General features: G+C 67.3%; 19 protein-coding genes. 4 read left to right on the top strand and 15 right to left on the bottom strand.

Translation table 11 applies throughout. From position 1 onward, the window contains the following. Window positions 1-4: 4 nt before the first annotated feature. From ABFO07_RS31540 to ABFO07_RS31500, 9 genes are all read right to left on the bottom strand, one after another. A complete protein-coding gene (locus tag ABFO07_RS31540; RefSeq protein ID WP_230951348.1) occupies window positions 5-1840 on the bottom strand; it encodes an extracellular solute-binding protein in 1836 nt (611 codons plus the stop codon). Window positions 1841-1938: 98 nt separating this feature from the next. Continuing rightward, a complete protein-coding gene (locus ABFO07_RS31535; RefSeq protein ID WP_060015008.1) occupies window positions 1939-4689 on the bottom strand; it encodes a TonB-dependent receptor in 2751 nt (916 codons plus the stop codon). A gap of 204 nt (window positions 4690-4893) precedes the next feature. After that, window positions 4894-5469 (bottom strand): helix-turn-helix domain-containing protein, encoded by a 576-nt coding sequence (locus tag ABFO07_RS31530; RefSeq protein ID WP_347469882.1) that lies wholly within the window; start codon window positions 5467-5469, stop codon window positions 4894-4896. Window positions 5470-5706: 237 nt separating this feature from the next. Beyond that, on the bottom strand, window positions 5707-6132 hold the full coding sequence (locus ABFO07_RS31525; protein WP_059921142.1) for an ExbD/TolR family protein: 426 nt from the start codon (window positions 6130-6132) through the stop codon (window positions 5707-5709). 9 nt (window positions 6133-6141) lie between these two features. Next, on the bottom strand, window positions 6142-6564 hold the full coding sequence (locus ABFO07_RS31520) for an ExbD/TolR family protein (protein WP_059806556.1): 423 nt from the start codon (window positions 6562-6564) through the stop codon (window positions 6142-6144). 17 nt (window positions 6565-6581) lie between these two features. Then, complete coding sequence (locus ABFO07_RS31515) at window positions 6582-7490, bottom strand: MotA/TolQ/ExbB proton channel family protein (protein WP_059883394.1); 909 nt, start codon at window positions 7488-7490, stop codon at window positions 6582-6584. Window positions 7491-7564: 74 nt separating this feature from the next. Next, window positions 7565-8269, bottom strand: coding sequence for an energy transducer TonB (locus tag ABFO07_RS31510; RefSeq protein WP_059564975.1), 705 nt, complete (start codon window positions 8267-8269; stop codon window positions 7565-7567). 594 nt (window positions 8270-8863) lie between these two features. After that, window positions 8864-9436 (bottom strand): GNAT family N-acetyltransferase, encoded by a 573-nt coding sequence (locus ABFO07_RS31505; RefSeq protein WP_059806561.1) that lies wholly within the window; start codon window positions 9434-9436, stop codon window positions 8864-8866. Window positions 9437-9510: 74 nt separating this feature from the next. Continuing rightward, window positions 9511-10416 (bottom strand): LysR substrate-binding domain-containing protein, encoded by a 906-nt coding sequence (locus tag ABFO07_RS31500; protein ID WP_059564957.1) that lies wholly within the window; start codon window positions 10414-10416, stop codon window positions 9511-9513. A gap of 104 nt (window positions 10417-10520) precedes the next feature. Between ABFO07_RS31500 and ABFO07_RS31495 the strand changes: the two genes are divergently transcribed. From ABFO07_RS31495 to ABFO07_RS31485, 3 genes are all read left to right on the top strand, one after another. Next, entirely contained in the window at window positions 10521-11411 is an 891-nt protein-coding gene (locus ABFO07_RS31495; protein WP_059995264.1) for an alpha/beta fold hydrolase, read from the top strand. Between the two features lie 121 nt (window positions 11412-11532). Further along, on the top strand, window positions 11533-12237 hold the full coding sequence (locus ABFO07_RS31490; RefSeq protein ID WP_347469881.1) for a hypothetical protein: 705 nt from the start codon (window positions 11533-11535) through the stop codon (window positions 12235-12237). A gap of 573 nt (window positions 12238-12810) precedes the next feature. Then, the gene (locus ABFO07_RS31485) at window positions 12811-13971 is read left to right on the top strand and encodes a DUF3466 family protein (RefSeq protein ID WP_081081474.1); all 1161 of its coding nucleotides are present in this window, start codon (window positions 12811-12813) and stop codon (window positions 13969-13971) included. Window positions 13972-14365: 394 nt separating this feature from the next. On the opposite strand, the gene ABFO07_RS31480 is transcribed toward ABFO07_RS31485, so the two are convergent. The 5 genes from ABFO07_RS31480 to ABFO07_RS31460 form a co-directional block, all read right to left on the bottom strand. Next, window positions 14366-14692 carry a hypothetical protein gene (locus ABFO07_RS31480; protein WP_059564959.1) on the bottom strand — a complete coding sequence of 109 codons (327 nt, stop codon included), beginning with the start codon at window positions 14690-14692 and terminating at the stop codon, window positions 14366-14368. Window positions 14693-15021: 329 nt separating this feature from the next. Further along, the gene (locus ABFO07_RS31475; protein ID WP_059564960.1) at window positions 15022-15354 is read right to left on the bottom strand and encodes an H-NS family nucleoid-associated regulatory protein; all 333 of its coding nucleotides are present in this window, start codon (window positions 15352-15354) and stop codon (window positions 15022-15024) included. A 563-nt stretch (window positions 15355-15917) separates the two neighbouring features. Then, window positions 15918-17108 carry an acetyl-CoA C-acyltransferase gene (locus tag ABFO07_RS31470; protein ID WP_124518763.1) on the bottom strand — a complete coding sequence of 397 codons (1191 nt, stop codon included), beginning with the start codon at window positions 17106-17108 and terminating at the stop codon, window positions 15918-15920. Window positions 17109-17127: 19 nt separating this feature from the next. After that, window positions 17128-17895, bottom strand: a complete 768-nt coding sequence (locus ABFO07_RS31465; RefSeq protein ID WP_059891398.1) for a 3-hydroxyacyl-CoA dehydrogenase — start codon at window positions 17893-17895, stop codon at window positions 17128-17130. 30 nt (window positions 17896-17925) lie between these two features. Further along, window positions 17926-19593, bottom strand: a complete 1668-nt coding sequence (locus ABFO07_RS31460) for an acyl-CoA synthetase (RefSeq protein ID WP_347469880.1) — start codon at window positions 19591-19593, stop codon at window positions 17926-17928. 149 nt (window positions 19594-19742) lie between these two features. Here ABFO07_RS31460 and ABFO07_RS31455 point away from each other — a divergent pair, with 149 nt between their 5' ends. Further along, entirely contained in the window at window positions 19743-20729 is a 987-nt protein-coding gene (locus ABFO07_RS31455) for an AraC family transcriptional regulator (protein WP_347469879.1), read from the top strand. A 111-nt stretch (window positions 20730-20840) separates the two neighbouring features. On the opposite strand, the gene ABFO07_RS31450 is transcribed toward ABFO07_RS31455, so the two are convergent. Next, a complete protein-coding gene (locus tag ABFO07_RS31450; RefSeq protein WP_059907232.1) occupies window positions 20841-22145 on the bottom strand; it encodes an MFS transporter in 1305 nt (434 codons plus the stop codon). Window positions 22146-22156: the final 11 nt, after the last annotated feature.

Raw genomic sequence — 22156 nt, 5'->3', positions numbered from 1 at the left:
TCCGTTATGTGCCGGCGTGCGGCGCGGCCTCCGCCGGCCGCTTCCGGTACCAGTAGTCGATGATCCAGTCCTCGTACTGATAGGAGGCCGGAATGACGGGCGGATGCCCGTACGTGGTCTTGTAGGCGATCCGCGCGTTCGGCAGGTAGTACTGCGGCACCAGCAGGTACAGGTTGATCAGCACGCGATCGAGCGCGCGGGTCGCGGTCTGCAGGTCCTCCAGCGTGTTGGCCGCCAGCGCCGCGCGGATCAGCGCATCGACCGCCTTCGAGCGCACGCCCGGATAGTTCTCCGAACCGGGCTCGGACGCCGCCGCGCTGCCGAAGCGGCGCACGAGCTCCGCGCCGGGAATCGTGACGACCGGATAGATGAAGGTCGTCATGTCGAACTGGAAGTTGTCCATGCGCCGCTGGTACAGCGCGCTGTCGAGCTCGTGCAGCGTCGCGCGGATGCCGAGCCGTCCCAATGCCTGGATGTACGGCAGGATCAGCCGGTCCATCCCCGGCTGGTCGTCGATGATCTCGATCGTCATCGGCGTGCCGCTCGCGTCGCGCAGCGCGCCGTCGCGGTAGCGCCAGCCGGCCTGCGCGAGCAGGTCGCGCGCCTGCTTCAGGTTGTCGCGCAGCGAGCCGGGCGGCAGCGTCGACGGCTGCTTCACCATCGGGCCGAACACCTCGGGCGGCAGTTCCGCGCGATACGGCGCGAGCAGCGTGAGCTCGCCGGCGCTCGGCATGCCGTGCGCGCCGAACGGGCTCGCTTCCCAGTAGCTGTTCGTGCGGCGGTACTGCCCGTAGAACATCATCCGGTTCATCCAGTCGTAGTCGAACGCGAGCGCCAGCGCGTGGCGCACGCGCACGTCGCCGAACTGCGGCTTGCGCTGGTTGATCAGGAAGCCCTGCATCTGCGCGGGGCCGTCGGGGAAGGTCCCGCGCGCGAGCAGGCCGTTGCGGAAATTCTTGCCGACGTAGCGGCGCGCCCACTGGGTCGCGCTGAATTCCATCCGCGCGTCGATGTCGCCGGCCTTGAACGCCTCGAGCATCGTGTACTGGTCGAGATACAGCTTGAACGACACGCGCGCGAAGCGATACATGCCGCGCCGCGACGGCAGGTTCGCCGCCCAGTAGCGCGGGTTGCGCACGTAGACGATCTGCTTGTCGTTCCTGCGCCGCTCGATCAGGTACGCGCCGCTCGCGATCGGCGGCTCGGTCGCGATCTGGTCGAACGGCGGCCGCGTGCCGTCGGGCCGTTGGCCCCATTTCGGCGAGAACACCGGCAGATCCCCGGCGATCAGCGGCGCGGCGCGCTCGGCACGCGCGAAGTCGAAGCGGATCGACAGACGGTCGACCGCCACCGCGCGCCGGATCACCGAGAACTGTGCGTTGAACAGCGGCGATGCCTGCGGGCTCGTCAGCATGTCGAACGAATACTTGACGTCCGCGGCCGTGATCGGGTCGCCGTTCGAGAAGCGCGCGGCCGGGTTGATGTGGAACGTCGCCGACATCCCGTCGGGGGCGACCTGCACGTCGTCGGCGATCAGCGCATACGACGACGCCAGCTCGTCCCAGCTGCGCTGCATCAGCGTATCGAACATCAGGTTGCGGATGTCCGGCGCCGCCGCGCCGCGCAGCAGGAACGGGTTCAGCGAGTCGTAGCTTTGCGCCTCGTCGTAGTTCTGGAAATTGAGCGTGCCGTCGTCGGGCGCGGCAGGGTCCGCGTAATCGAAATGCGTGAAACCGGCCGGATACTTCGGCTGGCCGAACTGCGCGATCGCGGGCGCCGCCGTCGCGGTGGCGGCGGTCGCGACATACGCGAGCAGCGCCGCGCACGCGGCGCGCCGCATCTGCACCATCAACACTGTCATCGTCGGGTTTCGTGTGGCCGCACCGGCGCGCGGCCGGTGCGAGGTCGGGTCGAATGGCGTGCGTGCACGCCGTCAGGTCAGAACCGGTACGTCGCGCCGGCCTGCGCGAAGCGGCCGACGTACGTATACAGCGACGTGTCGTAGCCGGTCTGGTAGGCCGCGTTCATGTACACCGGATCGAACGGCGGCTTGCGGTTGAAGATGTTGTTGATGCCCGCATACAGCGTCCAGTGCTTGAACCCCGTATAGCTGACGGTCAGGTTGAACTGGCTGTACGACGCGACGCTGTCCTGCATGTTCGGGTAGTTCCCGGCCGGCAGGATCGCCTGGCTGTATGGCCCGACGTAGATCCAGGTCAGCGTGGAGCTCCACTTCCGGTAGTTCCAGTTCAGGTTCGTGTTGCCCTTCCAGCGCGGGAAGCTGCCGCCGAACGGCTGGTTCACCGAGCCGTTGTTGCCGGCGAAATCCGTCTCGACGCCGCCCACCGGCATCTTGAAGTGCCACACGTAGGCCCAGTCGCCCGACAGCGTGAACGTGCCGATGCCCGTCTTCACCGACTGGCGGAACGTCGTCTCGAAGCCGTCCGTGTCGAGATGCGACAGGTTCTTGTACGGCATCACCACGTATGCGATCGAGCCGTTCGGGTTGCGCACCACGCGGGACGGATCGTTCGCGTCGACCACGCCCTGCACGTCGTCGGTGCCGATCACGTTGTCGACGTGGATCTTGTACCAGTCGAAGCCGATATCGGTCGTGCGCGTCGGCGACAGCTGGAAGCCGATGTTGTAGTTCTTCGTGCGCTCGGGTTGCAGGTTCTGGTTGCCCGCCTGGATTTCCTCCGTCAGGTTGTATGCGCCCGGGTTGTTCGGGTCGTTCCGGTCGATCACGCCCTGCGTCGCGAAGGTGCGCGACGACGTGTTCTCGATCAGCGTCGGTGCGCGGAAGCCGCGCGTGTACGATGCGTAGGTCGTGAACTCGCGCACCGGCTGGAAGCGCAGCGCGAAACGCGGCGAGAACGCGCCGCCGAAATCGCTGTAATGATCGTAGCGGCCCGACTGGCTGAAGGTGAGGTTTTTCAGGATCGGCACGTCGAGCTGGTAGTAGATCGCCGCGACGTTGCGCTGGCCGTTCACCGACTGCATCGCCGGCTGGATGAACGTGCCGTTCGCCCAGCCGAGGCCCGTGCCGATGTACTGGGTTTCATGCAGGAACTGCGTGCCGAGGCCGAGGCCGACATTGCCGGTGGGCAGCGTGAACAGGTTCGGCGTCGCGATCGTCGCGTCGACCGAGTCGAGCTTCGTGATCGCCTGCGTTTCCGTGTTGCCGTACAAACCGTCCAGGCCGTTCGGCGTCGCGGACGGGTTCGCGAAGTCGAACCCGCCGTTCTGGATGAGGTTCTCCAGCGCGGACGCGCGGATCCGGTTCGAGAAGTTGTTCGACACCGTGCTCTGCGAATGCGAGTATGCGACCGACCAATCCCAGTCGCCCACCTTCGGCGTCGAGAAGGTGCCCTTCACGCCCGTCGCCGCCCGCCAGAAATTCGCGCTCGTGTGCACCGACTGCGTATCGCCGAACGCGTAGCGCAACTGCGTCGGCGCGCCGAACGGGTTGTACGGATTGCTGCCGGGCACGACGTTCGACACCAGCTTGACGCCGCCCGTGGCCGGATCGAAAGTCTGCGTGCTCGAACCGAGCCGGCCGACGCCGGTGTTCGTGACCGTCGTATTGTTGCTTTCCCACAGGTCGGCGAACGCCTGCATCGCGTCGCTGATCTTGAAGTCGGCGTGCACCTTCGCGCTCAGGCGCTCGGTCCACGGCGAGATCGACGATGCATACGCCGTGTTGTTGCCGCATACCGTGCCGCCCGCGCCGAACGCCTGCGCGGTCGAATTCGACGCGATCGGCCGGCCGCCGTTCGGGCACGGCGACAGCGGGATGTTGGTGCCGTTGCGGCGCCAGTACGACAGCGACTCGTTGTTCAGGCCGCCGGGAAAGTTCGAGAAATCCTGGTTCTGCGACATGTCGCGATCAGACGCCAGCACGCCGTTCGACTTGTAGTAGCTGAGCGCCGCCGTCACGTTGAAGCGGTCGGCGTTCAGGTCGCCGAAGCCGCCGAGCAGGCTGAACTGGCTGGTGCCCGCGCCGCCGCCGTCCTGCGTCGCGCCGCCGTAGCTGCCGCCGAGCTCGAGGCCCTGGAAGTTCTTCTTCGTGATGATGTTCACGACGCCCGCGATCGCGTCGGAGCCGTACTGCGACACCGCGCCGGTCTTCACGATCTCGATGCGGTCGATGATGTTGATCGGCAGCGTGTTCAGGTCGAAGAACTGGTCGGTGCCGTTCACCGCGAACGCATACGGCGCCACGCGCTGCCCGTCCACCAGCACCAGCGTGTATTTCTCGCTCAGGCCGCGCAGCGCGATGCCCGCGCCGCCCGGCGCGAAGCTGCCCTGCGCGCCGGAGCCTTCGCCCCAGCTGCTCGACGAGTTCGCCGACACGCCGCGCAGGTAATCCGACACGCTGGTGTAGCCGCTGCTCTCGATATCCTTGGCCGTCACGGTCTGCACCTGGTTGAAGCCGACCTTGTCCGCGCTGCGGATCAGCGAACCCGTGACTTCGAACCGCTTGATCTGCGCGACCTTGTTCTTTCCGGGCGCCGCCGCGTCCGGCTCGGCCGCCGCGGGCGCATCCTGCGCGGCCGCCTGCGCGACCGACGCGCCGCCGGGCGACGGCTGGCTCTGCGCAAATGCCGGCGCCGCCAACGTGGCCGTCAGCGCCACCTCCGCCCAGATCATCCTCTTGACCGCCAACGCCAAAGCTCTCTGCTTCATCTTGCCCCACTCGTTCATCGATTGGAATCCGCCGGTTTTGCGTCGGGATCTCGTGAATCCCCGCCCGATCGAGGGCGTTTGCATACCGGTCCCGTTATTGCCGACCTGCTACCTGCGCTGCTGCGTTTTTCCTTTTATCCGCCATACCATCAGTCATCCTGATCGACTTTCATGGACGGATGAATGCGTCGTCCCTGTCATTCTTCAGTGCCGCGGCGCCCCCACCCAAACGACCACGGCTTCTTCATGCGCGGCGTTGCTCCACGCATGCGAGACCGTCGATTCGTAATGCGCGGTCTCGCCCGCCTTCAGCACGACGGTGCGGTCATCCAGCGTCAGCTCGACCTGGCCGTTCATCACGTACAGGAATTCTTCGCCCGTGTACGACGCGACTTCCGCCGCCGCCTCGCCGACCGGGATCCGGAACAGCATCGCGTCGAGCTTCGTGCCGTTCGTCAGGTGCGACAGTTGCGCGAATGCGCCCGCCAGCATCTCGGCGCCCGCGCGCGGCAGCGGCTCGCCCGGGCAGGCAGGCGGCGTGTCGTCGGGCGGGCCGACGAAATGGTCGATCGTGACGCCCAGCGCCTTCGCGATGCCGACGAGCGACGCGATGGACGGCGTCGCGCGGCCGCGCTCGACCTGCGACAGGAACGGCTTCGAGATCCCCGCCGCGGCCGCGGTGACGTCGAGAGTGAGCTTGAGCTGCCGCCGCAGCACGCGGATCTTGTTTCCTATTGAGGACGCGGCGACAAGCACCGATTCGTCGTAAGGCGAAACCATGGTGGGACGGGCCTCGTAGTCGAAATCTGTTGGATGAATGTGCATCCCGTGCGGCGGGCATGCCGCCGGCGTTCAGCGTGACGGCGCACCGATGGAAGCCGCGGTCGCGGAAGGGTTGCCTTTCACCTTGCCCCGCATGAATTTTGCACTGCGTATCAACATGGCCATTTCACGTCCTCGCCCGCCCGTTCCCCCAACCCAACCCGACCCAACCGCGACACGGCGCGCCGGCCGCCGTCACGGCATGTATTGCTCGTTGCCGATCAACCCGATGCGGGTCGCCCCGACACGCTGCGCGCTTGCCAGCACGCCCGCGACGGCCTTGTACGGCGCCTGCCGGTCCGGCCGCAGGCGAATCTCGGCCTGCTCCGGCTCGGCGGCCACCTGCGCGAGCTTCTGCTCGAGCGCCGCGCGGTCCGGCACCCGCGCGCCGTTCCAGGTCGTCGCGCCGGCGGCGTCGATATCGATCTGCACGGCCTGAGGCGGCTTCGCCGGCGGCGGCGGATTGCCGACCGGCAGGTCCATCCTGACCGAATGCATCTGGATCGGAATGGTGATGATCAGCATGATCAACAGCACCAGCATCACGTCGATCAGCGGCGTCGTGTTGATGTCCACCATCACGTCCGGCTCGCCGCCGCCCGAAGTTACGTTCATGCCCATCGTCGACTCCTATCCGCCGCGCGCCGGCGGCTCAGTGATGAACGACACCTTGACGATGCCCGCCCGCTCGCAGGCCGTGACCACCCGGCCGATGAATTCGTAGCGCGTGTTCTCGTCGCCGCGCACGTGCACGTCGGGCTGCGGCGACATCTGCGACACGGCCTTCAGCTTCGCGAGCAGCGTCGGGCCGTCCACCAGCGCTTCGCCCCAGAAGAATTTCCCGTCCCGGTTCACCGCGATCTCGACGCTCTTCGGCGCGGTCTGCAGCGGCTGCACCGTCTCCTTCGGCAGCTCCAGCGGGATCGTATGCGTCACGACCGGAATCGTGATCAGGAAGATGATCAGCAGCACCAGCATCACGTCGACGAGCGGCGTCGTGTTGATGTTGGCGATCACCTCGTCGTTGTCGTCCTGCCCGACGCTCATGGCCATCGCGCACCTCGCTCGCGTCAGCGGACCAGCGCCGCGGCCGGCGCGCCCACGGCGCGCACCGGGCGCCTGCCGCCGGCCAGCAGCACCGTGTGCAGCTGCGCGCCGAAGCCGCGCACGCGCTCCATCACCGATTTGTTGCGGCGAACCAGGAAGTTGTAGCCGAGCACCGCCGGCACCGCGACGGCCAGGCCGATCGCCGTCATGATCAGCGCCTCGCCCACCGGGCCCGCGACCTTGTCGATCGACGCCTGGCCCGCGATGCCGATCGCGGTCAGCGCGTGATAGATGCCCCACACGGTGCCGAACAGGCCGACGAACGGCGCGGTCGAGCCGACCGTCGCGAGGAACGCGAGGCCGTCCTGCAGCCGGTTCGACACGTTGGTGATCGCGCGCTCGACCGACACGTCGATCCAGGTATTGCGATCGACCGCTTCGAGCAGCGCCTCGTCGTGATGCTCGCCGGCTTCGATCGCGGTTTCGGCGATGAAACGGAACGGCGACGCCTCGTCGAGCAGCTTCGCGCCGTCCGACAGCGACGGGGCCGACCAGAGCTGTTCGTCCGCGAGCGTCGCGCGCCGGTTCGCGCGGAACTGCTCGACGAACTTGGCGATCATGATGTACCAGCTGCCCATCGACATGATCACGAGCAGGATCAGCACGAAGCGCGCGACGAAGTCGCCGTTCTTCCACAGCGCGCCGAGGCCGTACGGGTTCTCGACCGCCCTGGCCGCCGCCGGTGCGGGCGGCGGCGCGGGCTCGGCCGCGCCGGCCTGCGGCGCGGCGGCTTGCGGCGCCGCCGCGAGCGACGCGGCGGCCACGGGCCCGCTGGCCTGCGCGAACGCCGCCTGCGGCGCGACGAGCGCATCGAGCGCTGCGCCGGAGATCAACATGCAGGCCGCCAGCGCGGCCAGTGAACGCTTTGCCATACCTACTCCAATTCTTTCGTTAAACTTACTAAATAGGACGCTTGATCGTCCGGTTCTTCTGCCCGCGAGCCCGCTCAGTTCAGGTTGAACGAGAACGGCACCTGCACCCTCACCGCCTGCCCCTGGGCCATGCACTTGAATCGCTTGACCGTGTTGTACGCGGCGCGATCGAGGATCGGATCGGCCGACTGCGCGACCCGCTCGCCGGTGATGTTGCCTTCCGCATCGACGACGAATTCGATCGTGACGTCGCCGGTGATGTTGTTTTCCTGCGCTTCCTTCGGATACTGCATCGCCGCGCGCATCTGGTCGGAGTTCGGGCAGACCACCCCGACTTCATGGCTGACCGGTTTCGCGGCGGGCACGGCCGGCGCCACCACCGGCGCCTGCACCGCCGGCGCGGACGGCACCGGCGCCGCCTGATGCGTGATGGTCGATTGCGACGGCGCCTGCACCGGCACCTCCGGCGGCGGCACGAACGGCGGCGGGGGCAGCGCGACCTTCGGCGGCGGCAGCTTGACCACCGGCATCGGCGGCGGGGGCGGCGGCGGTTTCACCGGCTCGATGATGCGGGTTTCGATCGGATGCTGGATCACCTGCACGACCTTGGTCGCGAGGCCGTTGACCAGCGCATAGATCAGCACCGCGTGCAGCAGCAGCACGACCGCGATCCCGCCGAACCGGCGCACCGGGTGCTGCTGCCTGGCGCCGAATTGCCGCGGACGCCCGAGCTTCGCCAGCCCGCTGCTGCCCGCGAGCACTCCATCCTCGATCTTGATGCTCACCTTCAATCCCCCGAAGCGAATTTCGCCCACCCGTTTCAACCACGGCCTCGAATAACGACAGGTCCGGTTTCATTTTCCAGAAAATGCGAATTGCTTATTTATTGAAAATGCAATCCGCGCCCGCCGGCCTTGCTGGGCGGGCAAATCGACTATTTGCCAATCATTATTCTCTTATCGAATAAGAGCGGGATATTTACCGGCTTGGGACGCGAATGGCAAATGAAAGCCAGAACGCGGCCACGCAGGCCGCTCCAGGGCGATATGCCCGGGCGGGTTAAATATTTCAAATCAAACCGTCGTTTCTTGATTGTGAAAGATATCAAGGAAAAAAAACGAGCGTCAAACTTTTTTTGATGAAATACTCAAAGTTTGATTGCATCAAACTTCACAGGAAAATTTCAAGTAAATATCGCAAGTTTGATGGAATCAAACAAATTTCAATATCTCTCTTAAATGCATTCCATTTAAAGTTTGATCGCATCAAACATGGTCGATTCGAATTGAACCGGCCTCTCAATTCCTGTGCAGTCCGATCATTCAGCAGCGTGAATGAATAGATTTCCTGAATGACGGGCAGGTGCACCGCCTTCAAACCGGCACGGGATTCGTCAGCGCAGTCAGCACGTGGTCGGCCCACACGCCGTTGATCCTCAGATACGCGCGCGCAAAACCCTCCTGCTCGAAACCGAGCCGCTTCAGAAGCCGCGCGCTGCGCGTGTTTTCGGGGCGATGATTCGCCATCACGCGATGCAGGCCGAGTTCGTCGAACACGTGGCGAATCGCAGCCTCGAGGCATTCGCGCATCAGGCCCTGCCCTTCGCGGTCGTGTGCGATCGAAAACCCGAGATAGCATGCGAGAAACGGCTCCGGCGCGATCTGGGTGAAATGGCACTCGCCGACCAATCGATCGTCATCCTTATCGAATGCGAGCAGATGCAGCGCGCGACCGGATGCGATGCTGTCCTCCATCGCATCCAGGCGCGTCTCGATCGACGCCAGCGTGTAGAACGACTCGGGCCGCGACGGCTCCCAGGGCGCCAGGTGCGCGCGGTTGGCGACGACGTATGCGTGCAGCGCCGGCGCATGCGCGCGACGGGCCGGGCGAAGCAGCAGGCGGCCGGTGTCGAGCGGCGCCGGCGTAAGCGGAAGTATGGAATTCATCGGCAGACGGGAGGAGCGGCGAAACGCCGGAGCCGAGAAGATAGCGCGAACGCTGCCGGCAGGCACCGGGCTGATTATCCGCGCATCACACGCGCGCTGAAACGGCCTTGCCGACCCGCGCGCCGCGCCGCATCGATCAGGGCCGCGCCGGCGGGCGTGCCGGTTCGGGCAAAGGCGTAGAAGCGTGCAGCCGGCAATTCGGGCAATCCGTCGTCGGTGCCCAGCACGCGCAAGCCTTCGCCCCGCTGGCTGTCGGCGATGACCGTGACCGCGAAGCCCGCGCGCGCAGCCGACAGGCAGCCCGCCATGCTGCTGCTTTCGAACACCACGCGCCAGGCCTGGGCGGTCTTGCCCAGCGCCGTGATGGCCGACTCCCGGTAGATGCACGGCTCGGGAAAGACGGCCAGCGGCAGCGGCTGGCCAAGGTCCAGGGGCTGATCCACCGCGAACGCCCAGACCAGCGGCTCTTCCCACAACAGGTCGCCGGTTTCGTCGTCGACCCGGCTGCATTGCTTGCCGAATACGAGGTCCAGGCGGCCACGTTCCTGCTGGCGCAGCAGATCGGCGGTGATGCCGACTTTCAGCTCGATCGTCGCGTCGGGGTGCCGCTGGCGAAAACGCTGCAGCACCTCGGGCAGCCAGGTGCCGGCGAAGTCTTCCGATGCGCCGACCCGCAGCCTGCCGCGCAGTGGCGTACCGCGCAGTTTCGCGCGGGCCTCGCGCTCCAGGTCCAGGATGCTGCGGCCGTAGGCGTACAGCGTATCCCCGGCCTGGGTCAGCTCCAGGCGGCGCGTCGTGCGCGCAAGCAGGCTCGCGCCGGCGATCTGCTCCAGACGCTTGATGTGTCCGCTCACGGCCGAAGGCGTCAGCGCCAGGCGTTCAGCCGCCGTGGCGAAGCTGCCGCCATCCACGACTTCGAGGAAGGTGCGCAGCAATACGGTATCGAGCGGTGTGCCGTCGGCGGCAGGCAAGGTGTCCATCAGAGATTCAACGCAAAACGTCATGAATGGTCGCCGATTATTCGCCAATCAAGCAGATTCGTCCAGTTACGCTGAAGCCATCCCATTTGCGCGAGGACAACGCCATGAGCACTTACCGCAGCGCCGCAACCGGGCGGCTCGACATCGCCTATCTCGAATGGAATCCGCAGGGGCCGCGCACGGCCGTGCTTCTGCATGGCTGGCCGGATAGCCCGGCCTGCTGGAAGACTGTCGCTGCAATCCTGGCCGACGCCGGCTACCGCGTGCTGGCGCCGGCGCTGCGTGGCTTCGCGCCCACCCGCTTCACCGATGCGGCCACGCCCCGAAGCGGGCAGTTGTCCGCGCTGGGCCGCGATCTGCTGGAATTCATGGACGTGCTGGGGCTGGAGCGGCCGGCGCTAATCGGCCATGACTGGGGCGCCCGCGCCGCCGCCAACGCATGCGGTTTGCGAGACGGCGCGGCCTCTCATCTGGTGATGCTGTCGGTGGGCTACGGCACCAACGACCCGAACCAGCCGCTGTCGCTGCAACAGGCGCGCAACTACTGGTATCACTGGTTCATGGCCACGCCGCGCGGCGCGCGCGTGGTTCGGGAAGAGCGCGAGGCTTTCGCCCGGCAGATGTGGGACACCTGGGCGCCGGCCGGCTGGTACAGCGAGGCCGACTTCGACGAAGCGGCGCAGGCGTTTCAGGGCGACGACTGGGCCGAGATCGTGCTGCACGCCTATCGCCACCGCTGGGGCTTTGCCGAAGGCGACCCGGCCTATGTCGAGGACGACGCGCGCCTGAGCCCGGCGCCCGTGTTGTCCGTGCCGACGCTGGTCCTGCACGGCGGGGCGGATACTTGCAACCATCCCGACAGTTCCAAGGGGCGGGAGGCGTTTTTCCGGCGCCGCTACGAGCGGCAGGTGCTCGATGGCGTGGGGCATTTCCCGCAGCGCGAGGCGCCGCAGGCCGTCGCCGAGGCCATCCTGCGGTTTTTCCGGCAGGGGTGAAGCAGATCCTAAACCCAGGCAGATTACTGCCGTTAATGAACATTACAGAATGCATTCACAATAACGGCGGCAGGCTTCGCGTTGTCCTTCCGGTGCCACCGCCAGACAACGAGAGGGCACCATGGCGATCAAGGCCACCAGCTATTCCGGCGGCACCTACCCCTACCCCGTTCGCGAGCGCGACGGTTCCAGGAAAGCAGACGGCTCGGCGAGCGCGGGGCTTTCGCTGGGCGACGTGCTCAAACGGAACGAGGAGGCCCGTGTGGCATTGGGCGACATTGGGCGGTCATCGGCGCAAAGCGCGAAGGAGTATGCGCGCAGGCGTCTGGAGGAGATCGAGGAGATGCTGCGACAACTGGCCATGCTCGGGCTGTCGCCCAAGCAACTCGCGGCGATGATCAAGGAAGTGAAAGGCCTCGTTGCGCAATACCTGGATGCAGGAAAAGCGCTGGGTGGCGACGTGTCCGGTGCTTCCCCGGCCATGTCGGGGGACGGCGGAAACACGAACGGCATGGCGGCGGATGATGGTGCATCGGAAGCCGCTGCGTCGACGGATGCTGCGACGGCAGTGGCGAGTGTTGCGGCCGGGGATCCATCGACCGCGCGTGATGCGATCTCGCCGTCGGACATCCTTTCGCAATCAGGTGCTGGCCGCCAGGACAGCCCCGCAAACGCCTATCTCGCGATGGCCGGCAACCTTTCCCGCACCAATGACGCCGATACCGCCGATGCGAAATTCATGGTGCATGCGAACGACCTGCTGGAGCGGCTCAAAGCGATGCTGAAGCATGCGCAGCGTGAGGCCGATCACGTCAGTCCGCGATGAACGAAAAAGGGGCTTCGCGGATTTCGGGAAACGCGGGGTGGACGGTCGGCGATCAGCCAGCTGCGGCCGTTCGATCTCGCACCACGCGATCGTTCAAGTGTCGGCTTCGCTCCATCAACGGCCGCTTGTGACAGCACGATCGAGACGACATTGCACGCGCGGCGGCAAGAGAGGCAGCGCGCGTCGGCCCGTGTGAACGACGGGCGGGCGCGGTCATGCAACGGCGCGTCGCCACCGGGTTCATTTGCCGTGCGGTGGCCTCGTTTCAGCCACGAAACGGTTTTCGCTCGAATCCCTCTGCCCGCGACCAACACGGACACCGGAGCGCTTGTCGTGTCGGCATCGGCGCAAATCTTGCGTGATCGCGTGATAGCCCAAAAAGGCGTGGCGATCGATGCGCCCGGCGCAGTCATTCCAGATCATCGATTTCCCGGCGCGGAGGCTCGATCCGCCTGCGTTTCGAGCAGTCCGGCGCCGCTTGCTTTGCGCTCATGAGACATATCCCCGACCTGCCTGCGCAGGCGGCTGTCCATGAGATGCCGGGGGGAAGTCCATCCAGAAGGAGTGACTGACATGTCCGGAACCCCAGGTATTCCCGAGCTGGCGACATCCCTCTTTTCGGCGGCGCGTGTGGTCGCACATAAGACGCTGGCCAAAGCCTTCGGCGCCAAAGCCACACAGCGCGGAAAGGGATGCACGGCGACATTCCCCTGCAAGCAAGGTCGCTTCGGCCACCATGCGCTGATCGCGTCGGCCCTGATAGGCATCGCCGCACTCCAGCCCGCCACTGGCCAAACGTTCGCCATCCATGACCTCGGCACGCTGCCCGGCGGAAATGACAGTTACGCTTCCGCGATCAATGATCGTGGCCAAGTGGTGGGGCAGTCGTCCATCGCTACCGCCGGCGGGCCGGACACGCACATATTTCTTTTCGAACATGGCGTGATGACCGACTTCATCACGCTCCGGGGCGGCGACGCGAACGGGATCAACGCACGGGGTCAAGTGGTCGGCTCCGCGAACCCCGCGACACATCCGGGTCGGTTCGCTTATCTGTATCAGGACGGGGCCGTGACCAACCTCGGAACGCTCCCGGGTTTTACCGATAGCGAAGCTTATGGAATCAATGCGAACGGCCAGGTGGTCGGCCTCGTGAGCCGCGGACGGGGAAGGCACCAGTTCAGAAACGCTTTCCTGTATCAACATGGGGTAATGACGAACCTCGGCGCGCTTCTCAAGCCTGACCAAAACAGCTTCGCAACTGCAATCAACAATCGTGGCCAGGTGGTTGGCTCATTGGGCAACAGCGCGCTCGGGCTTGAGCACGCCTTTCTGTTCGACAAGGGCGTGATGACCGACCTTGGCACGCTCCCCGGCGGCCACGCCAGCGATGCCAGTGCGATCAACAATCGCGGCGACGTGGTGGGAACATCGTCCACCGCGACCGGTGCTCACGCATTTCTTTATAAGGATGGCGTGATGACGGACCTGGGCACCCTCGGCGGCAGCATGAGTGAAGCGACGGGCATCAACGATCGCGGCGAAGTGGTCGGCACCTCGACCACCGCGACCGGGGACAGGCACGCCTTTTTTTACAGAGACGGGGTGATGACCGACCTCGGTACGCTCGCCGGTCACAACGAGAGCTTCGCCGTCGGCATCAATGAGCGCGGCGAAGTGGCCGGATGGTCTGGAACGTGGTCCGGGCAGCGCGCCGTCCTCTGGACGCGATAGAACGGCCGATAACCGGCTGTACACAACGCGCATTCGAACTCGGGGCCAGCCATCGCGCGTGGTCCCGCAGCGCTGTTTTGCACGGAGGTGCCCTTCGCCCGCTCCCGCCGTTCCCGGACGGCAGTGTCTGTCGCATCCGGAACGCTGGCGTCGTCACATCAGCGGGACGAGCAGCCGGAACGGGCCGGACAGCCCCCTCCCCGCCACCCCGCGAAAACAAAAAAAAAGCCCGCAAAACGCGGGCGAGCTTCGCTGTGAGAAACCTCTAACAACAAACTGGACGGCTGATCGTACTACTTGAAAAACCGCCATTCGAGACAGGTAAACCCGCTCACGGTTTACCCGCCCGCAGCCCCGGCCACCCCGGCCATCCCGGCCGGGGCAGTCGAATACCTCAGTGCATTTTCTGCTTCAGGTCAGACAGTTCGGAGTGCATCGAGCTCACCGCGCTCATCACGCCGGCATCGACGCCGCCGGCCTGCGTGCACGCGCGTTCGGCGCGATCGCCGATCCGTTCGAGATCGTCGATCCATTGGCGGATGCGATCCTCGTCGCGTGACGCCATGATCTTCCTGGCCGACTTGCATTCCCGATCCAGCTCGTCCACCCAGTCGAGCAGCGCCCTGGGCGCCGTCTTGTCCGAATGGCAGGTTCGCGATGCGTCGCTGATCGTTTGCTGTAGATGGCTGAAGCGTTGCTGCATCTCGCTGGCTTGCAACATGATGACCTCCTTCACGAACGTCGGCGCCCGGCGGGGCCGGGCGGCCGATCAAGCCGCGTTTCCCGTTCGATCGTCATGCGCGGGCCATCGCCGCGGCCGCCTTGGCTCCGGAGCGGCACGCCGGCCCGCGACGGGCGGGCTTCTAGTGTAGGTCATCGCGGGATGCCCGTCGGCCGGGCATCCGATGCGCGGAACCGCGCGGCCCGGGGTCGCCACCCATCAATACGCCCCCCGCGCCCCGACCCCATCACGCACGACGGCCGGCACAGGCAAACGCCCGCCGGCCGACTGCGCGATCACGCGCGATGCAGGTACGAGAATGACGAGAATTACTCTTCGCCCGGCCACCAGGGCTTGGCGGTGGAAGCGGGCTGGATCAGGTAGTCGTCGAGGTTCTTGTCGACCAGCCATTTCGGGCGGGCGCCGCGCCCTGTCCACGAATTGCCGGACGACGGATCGTAATACTTGGCCGGCAGCTTCTTCGGCTTGTCCTTCACGAAGCCGGCCGCACGCAGGAGCTCCACCTCGGTGATGCCGAACTCCTTCACATGCTCGCGGATCGCGGCCAATGCTTCTGCCTTTTCTTTCTTGCGGGCCTCTTCAACGAGCAGGTTGAGATGGCCGAGCTGCTGTTGCAGCGTTTGGATTTTGCTGGATGTCACGTGGCGTAGTCTTCGTCGATGCGGTGCCTGGCGGCACCCAGATACATGGATGTCCGTCACTCGTTCACAGTCTGCCTGGCCGCTACGGGATGGCCCCCTCCCGCACCGCATCGCGCGGCACGCGCGCTGCTTCGGTGTCCGTCGAATCGGCCCGAGCGGGCGCCGATGCCGGATTGCCGGAAAAATCGGGGAAAACGCCGGGGACGTGTCGCGCTCGTCAGCACGACCGAAGGTATCGGACTCGACAAAGTTACCGGTCCGGCCACTCGCGCCGCCGACAAATTTGCCGGCCGCCTGCGAACCGTTCGGGGCCCGTCACGTCAAGCACACTGGAACAATTCGCGATTGTAGCAGCCGGCGCGCGGGCGTCACCTGTCCCGAACGGCCAGCGGCCGTTTTTCGGAGGTGTCGCCCGGGTTGAACGCGTGATCCGCGTGGCGCGGCGTCCATGCAGCGCAAGTGGCCAGCCGGAGAATCGGTGCAGCCAGCCGCTGCCGGCCGCGCCCGATTCGCCTGCGCATTCGACGTCGTCGCGAATCCGGGGGCGGATTCGCGTGGCCGCGTCAGGACAGCCGTTCGATCGCGATCGCCGTCGCCTCGCCGCCGCCGATGCACAGCGACGCCACGCCGCGCTTGAGGCCGTGCGTCTCGAGCGCCGCGAGCAGCGTGACCATCACGCGCGCGCCCGACGCGCCGATCGGGTGCCCGAGCGCGCACGCGCCGCCATGCACGTTGACCTTGTCGTGCGGCAGGTCGAGATCGCGCATCGCCGCCATCACGACCACCGCGAACGCCTCGTTGATCTCGAACAGGTCGACGTCGCCCAGCCGCCAGCCGGTCTTTTCCGACAGCTTGCGTAGCGCGCCGATCGGCGCGGTCGTGAACAGCCCCGGCTTGTCCGCGTAGGTCGAGTGGCCGACGATCACCGCCTTCGGCACAAGGCCGCGCTTCTCCGCTTCCGAGCGGCGCATCAGCACCAGCGACGCGGCGCCGTCGGAGATCGACGACGCATTCGCCGCCGTCACCGTGCCGCCTTCGCGGAACGCCGGCCGCAGCGTCGGGATCTTGTCGAGCCTGGCCTTGCCCGGCTGCTCGTCGATGCTCACGAGCGCCTCGGTCTTGCCCGCGCTCACGCGCACCGGCGCGACTTCGGCCGCGAAGCGGCCTTCCGCGATCGCCTTCTGCGCGCGCGTGAGCGACGCGATCGCGAACGCATCCTGCGCGTCGCGCGTGAAGCCGTAGGCCGTCGCGCAATCCTCGGCGAACGTGCCCATCAGGCGGCCCTTGTCGTACGCATCCTCAAGGCCGTCGACGAACATGTGGTCGAGCACCTGCCCGTGGCCCATCCGGTAGCCGCCGCGCGCCTTCGGCAACAGGTACGGCGCGTTGCTCATGCTCTCCATGCCGCCGGCCACCGCCACGTCGGCGGAGCCCGCGACCAGCAGGTCGTGCGCGAGCATCGCGGCCTTCATGCCGGAGCCGCACATCTTGTTGACCGTGGTCGCGCCCGTCGCCAGCGGCAGCCCCGCCTTCAGCGCCGCCTGGCGCGCCGGCGCCTGGCCCTGCCCGGCCGGCAGCACGCAGCCGAAGACGGTTTCGTCGACCTGTTCGGCCGGCAGCCCCGCGCGTTCGAGCGCGGCGCGAATCGCCACGGCGCCCAGCTCGCTCGCGGATGCCGCGGCCAGGTCGCCCTGGAAGCCGCCCATCGGCGTGCGCGCCGCGCCAACGATGACAATCGGATCGTGTGTCGTCATGATTCCCTCTCCTTGTGGATCAGCGCGGCGCCATGCGCAGCGCGCCGTCGAGTCGAATGACTTCGCCGTTCAGCATCGGGTTTTCGGCGATATGGCGCACCAGCGCCGCGAATTCGTCGGGCCGCCCGAGCCGCGACGGGAACGGCACGCTCTTGCCGAGCGAATCCTGCACTTCCTGCGGCATCCCGGTCAGCATCGGCGTCTCGAAGATGCCCGGCGCGATCGTCACGACGCGGATGCCGAAGCGCGCGAGCTCGCGCGCCACCGGCAGCGTCATTCCTGCCACGCCGGCTTTCGACGCCGCATAGGCCGCCTGCCCGATCTGCCCGTCGAACGCCGCCACCGAAGCGGTGTTGACGATCACGCCGCGCTCGCCGTTCGCATCGGCGTCCTGCTTCGACATCGCGTCGGCCGCGAGCCGCATCATGTTGAAGGTGCCGACCAGGTTGATCGACACCGCGCGGGCGAAGCTGTCGAGCCGGTGCGGCCCGTCGCGCCCGACCACCTTCTCGCCCGGCGCGACGCCCGCGCAGTTGACGAGCCCGTCGATGCGCCCGAACGCGTCGAGCGCCGCGGCGATCGCGGCCTGCCCGTCGGCTTCGCGCGTCACGTCGGCGGCCACGGCGCGCGCCGCCGCGCCGAGCTCGCGCGCGACGCCGGCGACGGCGTCCGCATTGACGTCGGCCAGCAGCACGCGGCCACCCTGCGCGACGACCATCCGCGCGACCGCGGCGCCGAGGCCGGAGCCTGCGCCCGTGACGACAAATACCCGGTTATCGATGTTCATTGATGCCACTCCATTCAGGAATTCAGGGATTCAGGAATTCACGTTCCGTTCGACGGCCATCTTGCGCAGCATGAAGCGCTGCACCTTGCCGCTCGGCGTCTTCGGCAGCGCGTCGACGAATTCGACCGCGCGCGGGTACGCATGCGCGGACAGCCGTTTCTTCACATGCAGGCTCAGTTCGTCGGCCAGTTCCGGCGAACCCGCGTAGCCGGCCGACAGCACGACGTACGCCTTGACGATCTCGGTGCGCTCGGGGTCGGGCACGCCGATCACGGCCGCCTCCATCACCGCCGGATGCTCGATCAGCGCGCTTTCGACGTCGAACGGGCCGATGCGGTAGCCGGCCGACGTGATCACGTCGTCGGCGCGGCCGATGAAGCTGATGCTGCCGTCCGGCTCGAGCTCGACGCTGTCGCCGGTGCGGTAGTAGCCGCCGGCGATGGCCGGCGTCGCCTGGCGCCAGTAGCCCGAGAACCACAGCAGCGGCGATTGCGCGATGTCGACGGCGAGGATGCCGGGCTGGTTCGGCCCGAGCTCGCGGCCGGCGTCGTCGAGCACCGCGACGCGGTAGCCGGGCATCGCGAGGCCGGCCGAGCCGGGATGCACGGGGTGCGCGAGCCCGTGGTGGTTGTTCACCACCATGCCGAGCTCCGTCTGGCCGTAGTGGTCGCGGATCGGCGCGGCGAGTTCGGCGTCGAACCAGCGGATCACTTCCGGGTTCAGCGGCTCGCCCGCGCTGCTGACCACCCGCAGCCGTCCCTTGATGCGCGCGGCCGGCCCCGAGCCGGCCGCCATCAGCAGCCGGTACGCGGTGGGCGAGCCGGCGAGGCTGGTGATGCCGAGCCGCTCGATCACGTCGTAGGTGCCCTCGACCGTGAACCCGCCTTCGTGGAGCGTCGTCGCGTGGCCGAGCAGCAGCGGCCCGGTGATCGCGTAGTAGAGGCCGTAAGCCCAGCCCGGATCGGCGATGTTCCAGAACCGGTCGCCGGGGCGCAGGTCCACCGCGTCGCGCATGTACGCGCCGAACGCGAGCAGCGCGTGCAGCGGCACCGGCACGCCCTTCGGCAGCCCGGTCGTGCCCGACGTCGACATCATCAGGAACAGGTCCGCGCCGGTGCGCGGCACCGGCTCGAACGCGTCGGGCTGCGCGTCGAGCGCGGCGCGGAAATCGAGATCGCCGCCGGCCAGCGGCGCGTCGGGCGCGCGCACGGTCGCGACCGGCGGGCACGCCGCCACGTCGTCGAGCTTGGCCCGGTTCGCGGTGTTGGTCACGACCAGCTTCGCGTCGCTCATGCGCAGCCGGTGTTCGATCGCCTTCGGCCCGAACGCCGTGAACAGCGGCTGGTAGACGGCGCCCGCGCGCCACGCGCCGAGCACCGTCGCGACGAGCTCCGGCGTGCGCGGCAGCAGCCCGGCCACCACGTCGCCGGGCCGGATGCCCTGCGCGACGAGCAGGTTCGCGACCCGCGCCGACAGCGCCTGCATCTGCGCGAAGCTGAAGCTGTGGTGATGCCCGCCCGCATCGATCCAGTCGAGCGCCGTGCCGCCGCCGGCCACGTGCCGGTCGCAGCATTCGACGCACGCGTTCAGCCCGCGCGCGAGGTCGCCGTGCAGGCGCGCGGCGGCCGCTTCGACGCTGAAGCCGGCCAGCGCGTCCGCATAGGCGGGCGTGGCGTCGACGACGATCTGATCCGACATGGGTGTCTCCTCCCGTTGTATCGCTGCCGGCCGGGCGACCGGAGCCGCAGATTCGTTCCCGATGGTAGTCATCGCCGACATTGCAAACAATGACAAATCGGGTCTACGATCTTGATCGGATTTGCCATGTCGGATGGAGGAGGCTTGCGGTGGAACGGCAGATGATCGCGCCGGGTTTCGTCGAGGATGCACTTGCGTGCCTGCGCGTGCAGGGCGTCGACGTCGCGCCGCTGCTGCGCGCGGCAGGCCTGCCCGGCGAGGTGGACGCGCCGGTCACGGTCCAGCAGTACGGGCGGCTGTGGCTCGCGATGGCCGAGGCGCTCGACGACGAGTTCTTCGGCCTCGCCGCGCGCCCGATGCGGGTCGGCAGCTTCGCGCTGCTCGGGCATGCGGTGCTGCACACGCGCACGCTCGAACAGGCGCTGCGGCGCTCGCTGCGCTTCCTGCGCGTGGTGCTCGACCATCCGCACGGCACGCTGCAGGCGAGCGGCGGCGAGGCGCGCATCGTGCTCGCGGATGTGGGCGCGCCGCGCCCGGCGTTCGCATACCGCACGTTCTGGCTGGTCCTGCTCGGGCTCGCGTGCTGGCTGATCGGGCGGCGCATTCCGTTGCGGCGCATCGACTTCTCGTGCCCGAGCCCCGAACATCGCGCCGACTACAGCCAGTTCTTCGGCGCGCCCGTGCATTTCGACCAGCCCGACTGCCGGCTCGCGTTCGACGCGGCCTACCTGCGGCTGCCGACGATCCGCTCCGAACAGGCGCTGAAAGCCTTCCTGCGCGGCGCGCCGGCCAACATCCTGGTGCGCTACCGGCACGACTCGGGATGGGTCGCGAAGATCCGCACGCACCTGAAAGCCGTCGCGGCCGCGGAGTGGCCGACCTTCGACGCGCTCGCCGCGCAGCTCGACGTGCCGCCGGCGACGCTGCGGCGGCGCCTGCGCAGCGAGGGGCAGAGCTTCGCGGCGATCAAGGACGAGATGCGCAGCGTGATGGCCCAGGCGCTGCTGCGCGACGGCGGGCGCAGCGTGGCCGACATCGCGTCCGAACTGGGCTTCTCCGAGCCGAGCGCGTTCCATCGCGCGTTCCGCAAATGGACCGGGCATTCGCCGGGCGCGTTCCGCCGCGACGGGGAGTGATGCCGGGCGCGGCGGGCTGATACGCCCCCCTTCGTCGGCTGCGCCGCATTCCGCACGGCGCGGCGCCACACATCACCGCAGGTAGCGCGCCAGGTTTTCCGGCGCCGTGCTTCAGCATGCCTCGTCGGGCACGAGCAGATCGATCCGGCGCATGCGCGGATGCGCGAACATGCACGCGCACAGCAGCACGCTCGCCGCGCCGGCGACGACGAACAGCAGCGCGACGCCGCCGCCCGCGCCGATCCCGAACCACGCATGCGCCGCCTGCGCGAACGTGCCGCCTGCCGCCAGCGCGGGCTCCAGCACGCGGTCGACGACGAATCCGCCCGCCGCAACGACGATCGTCATCGTCGCGATCATCAGCATGCTGACGCACGACAGCACGCTGGCCCGGTTGCGCGCCTGAATCTTGCGCATCCACAACGCGTTGCAACACCCTTCGGCGACGCTGCCCGCCGCCAGCGCGACGAACGCGATCGCGCAGTACGTCGACGTCGACGACGCAAGGCCGATCGACAGCATGCAGAGCGACAGCACCGTATCCGCGCACACGACGATCAACATCAGGCGCTGCGGGTTGGTCGCCGCGACGAGGAGCGACATGCCGGCGAGCCCGCCGAGCGCGGCCCACGTATAGACGAACCCGAGCTCCGCGCTCGAATGCTGCGCGAGCACGAGCGGCGCGATCATCATCGTCGCGAGCGAGATCAGCGCGCTCTGGAGCATCACGTAGACGAGCAGCCCGAGCAGCAGCGGCTCCGCCTCGAAGAAGCGCCGCGCGCTCGCGAGGCTCGTCAGCACGTCATGGAGCAACGGCCGGTTCGCGCACGCCGGCTCGACGGATGCCGCGCCGAGACGGCCGAGCGCCGCGAGCACGCATAGCATCGCCGCGACGCTCGCGACGAAATGAATGGCGAACACCGCCTGCAGGCCGGCGCCGCCCATGATGATGCCGCCGAGCAACGGCGCGGCGAGCGTCGAGACGTTCTTGCCGATGCCGATCAGGCCGTTCGCGCGCGTCAGCCCGTCCTTCGTCACGAGCGAACCTACCGAGGCCTGATAGGCGGGCCCCCGAAACGCGCCGACTGCCGACGCGCAGCCGTTGAACACGTACAGATGCAGCGGCTGCAGCCGGCCGGCCAGCAGCAGCGCGAGCAGCAGCAGCGTCAGCAGCGCGAGCGCCGCATCGGCCGCGACGATGATGCGCTTGCGGTCGAGCCGATCGGCGAGGCCGCCCGCGAACGGCAGGATCAGCACCGACGGCAGCGTCGCGGCGATCACCGTATTCGAGAAGGCCGTCACCGAGCCGGATTGCCGATAGACCCAGACGCCGAGCGCGAACGACATCAACGCCGCGGCGAACTGCATCGTCGATTCGCCCAGCCAGAAGAAATAGAAACGACGACCTAGCGACATGCATTCCTTAT

It is taken from the genome of Burkholderia stagnalis (assembly GCF_039848545.1).
Classification (GTDB): Bacteria; Pseudomonadota; Gammaproteobacteria; order Burkholderiales; family Burkholderiaceae; genus Burkholderia; species Burkholderia stagnalis.
This window is presented reverse-complemented; position numbering and strand designations above follow the sequence as displayed.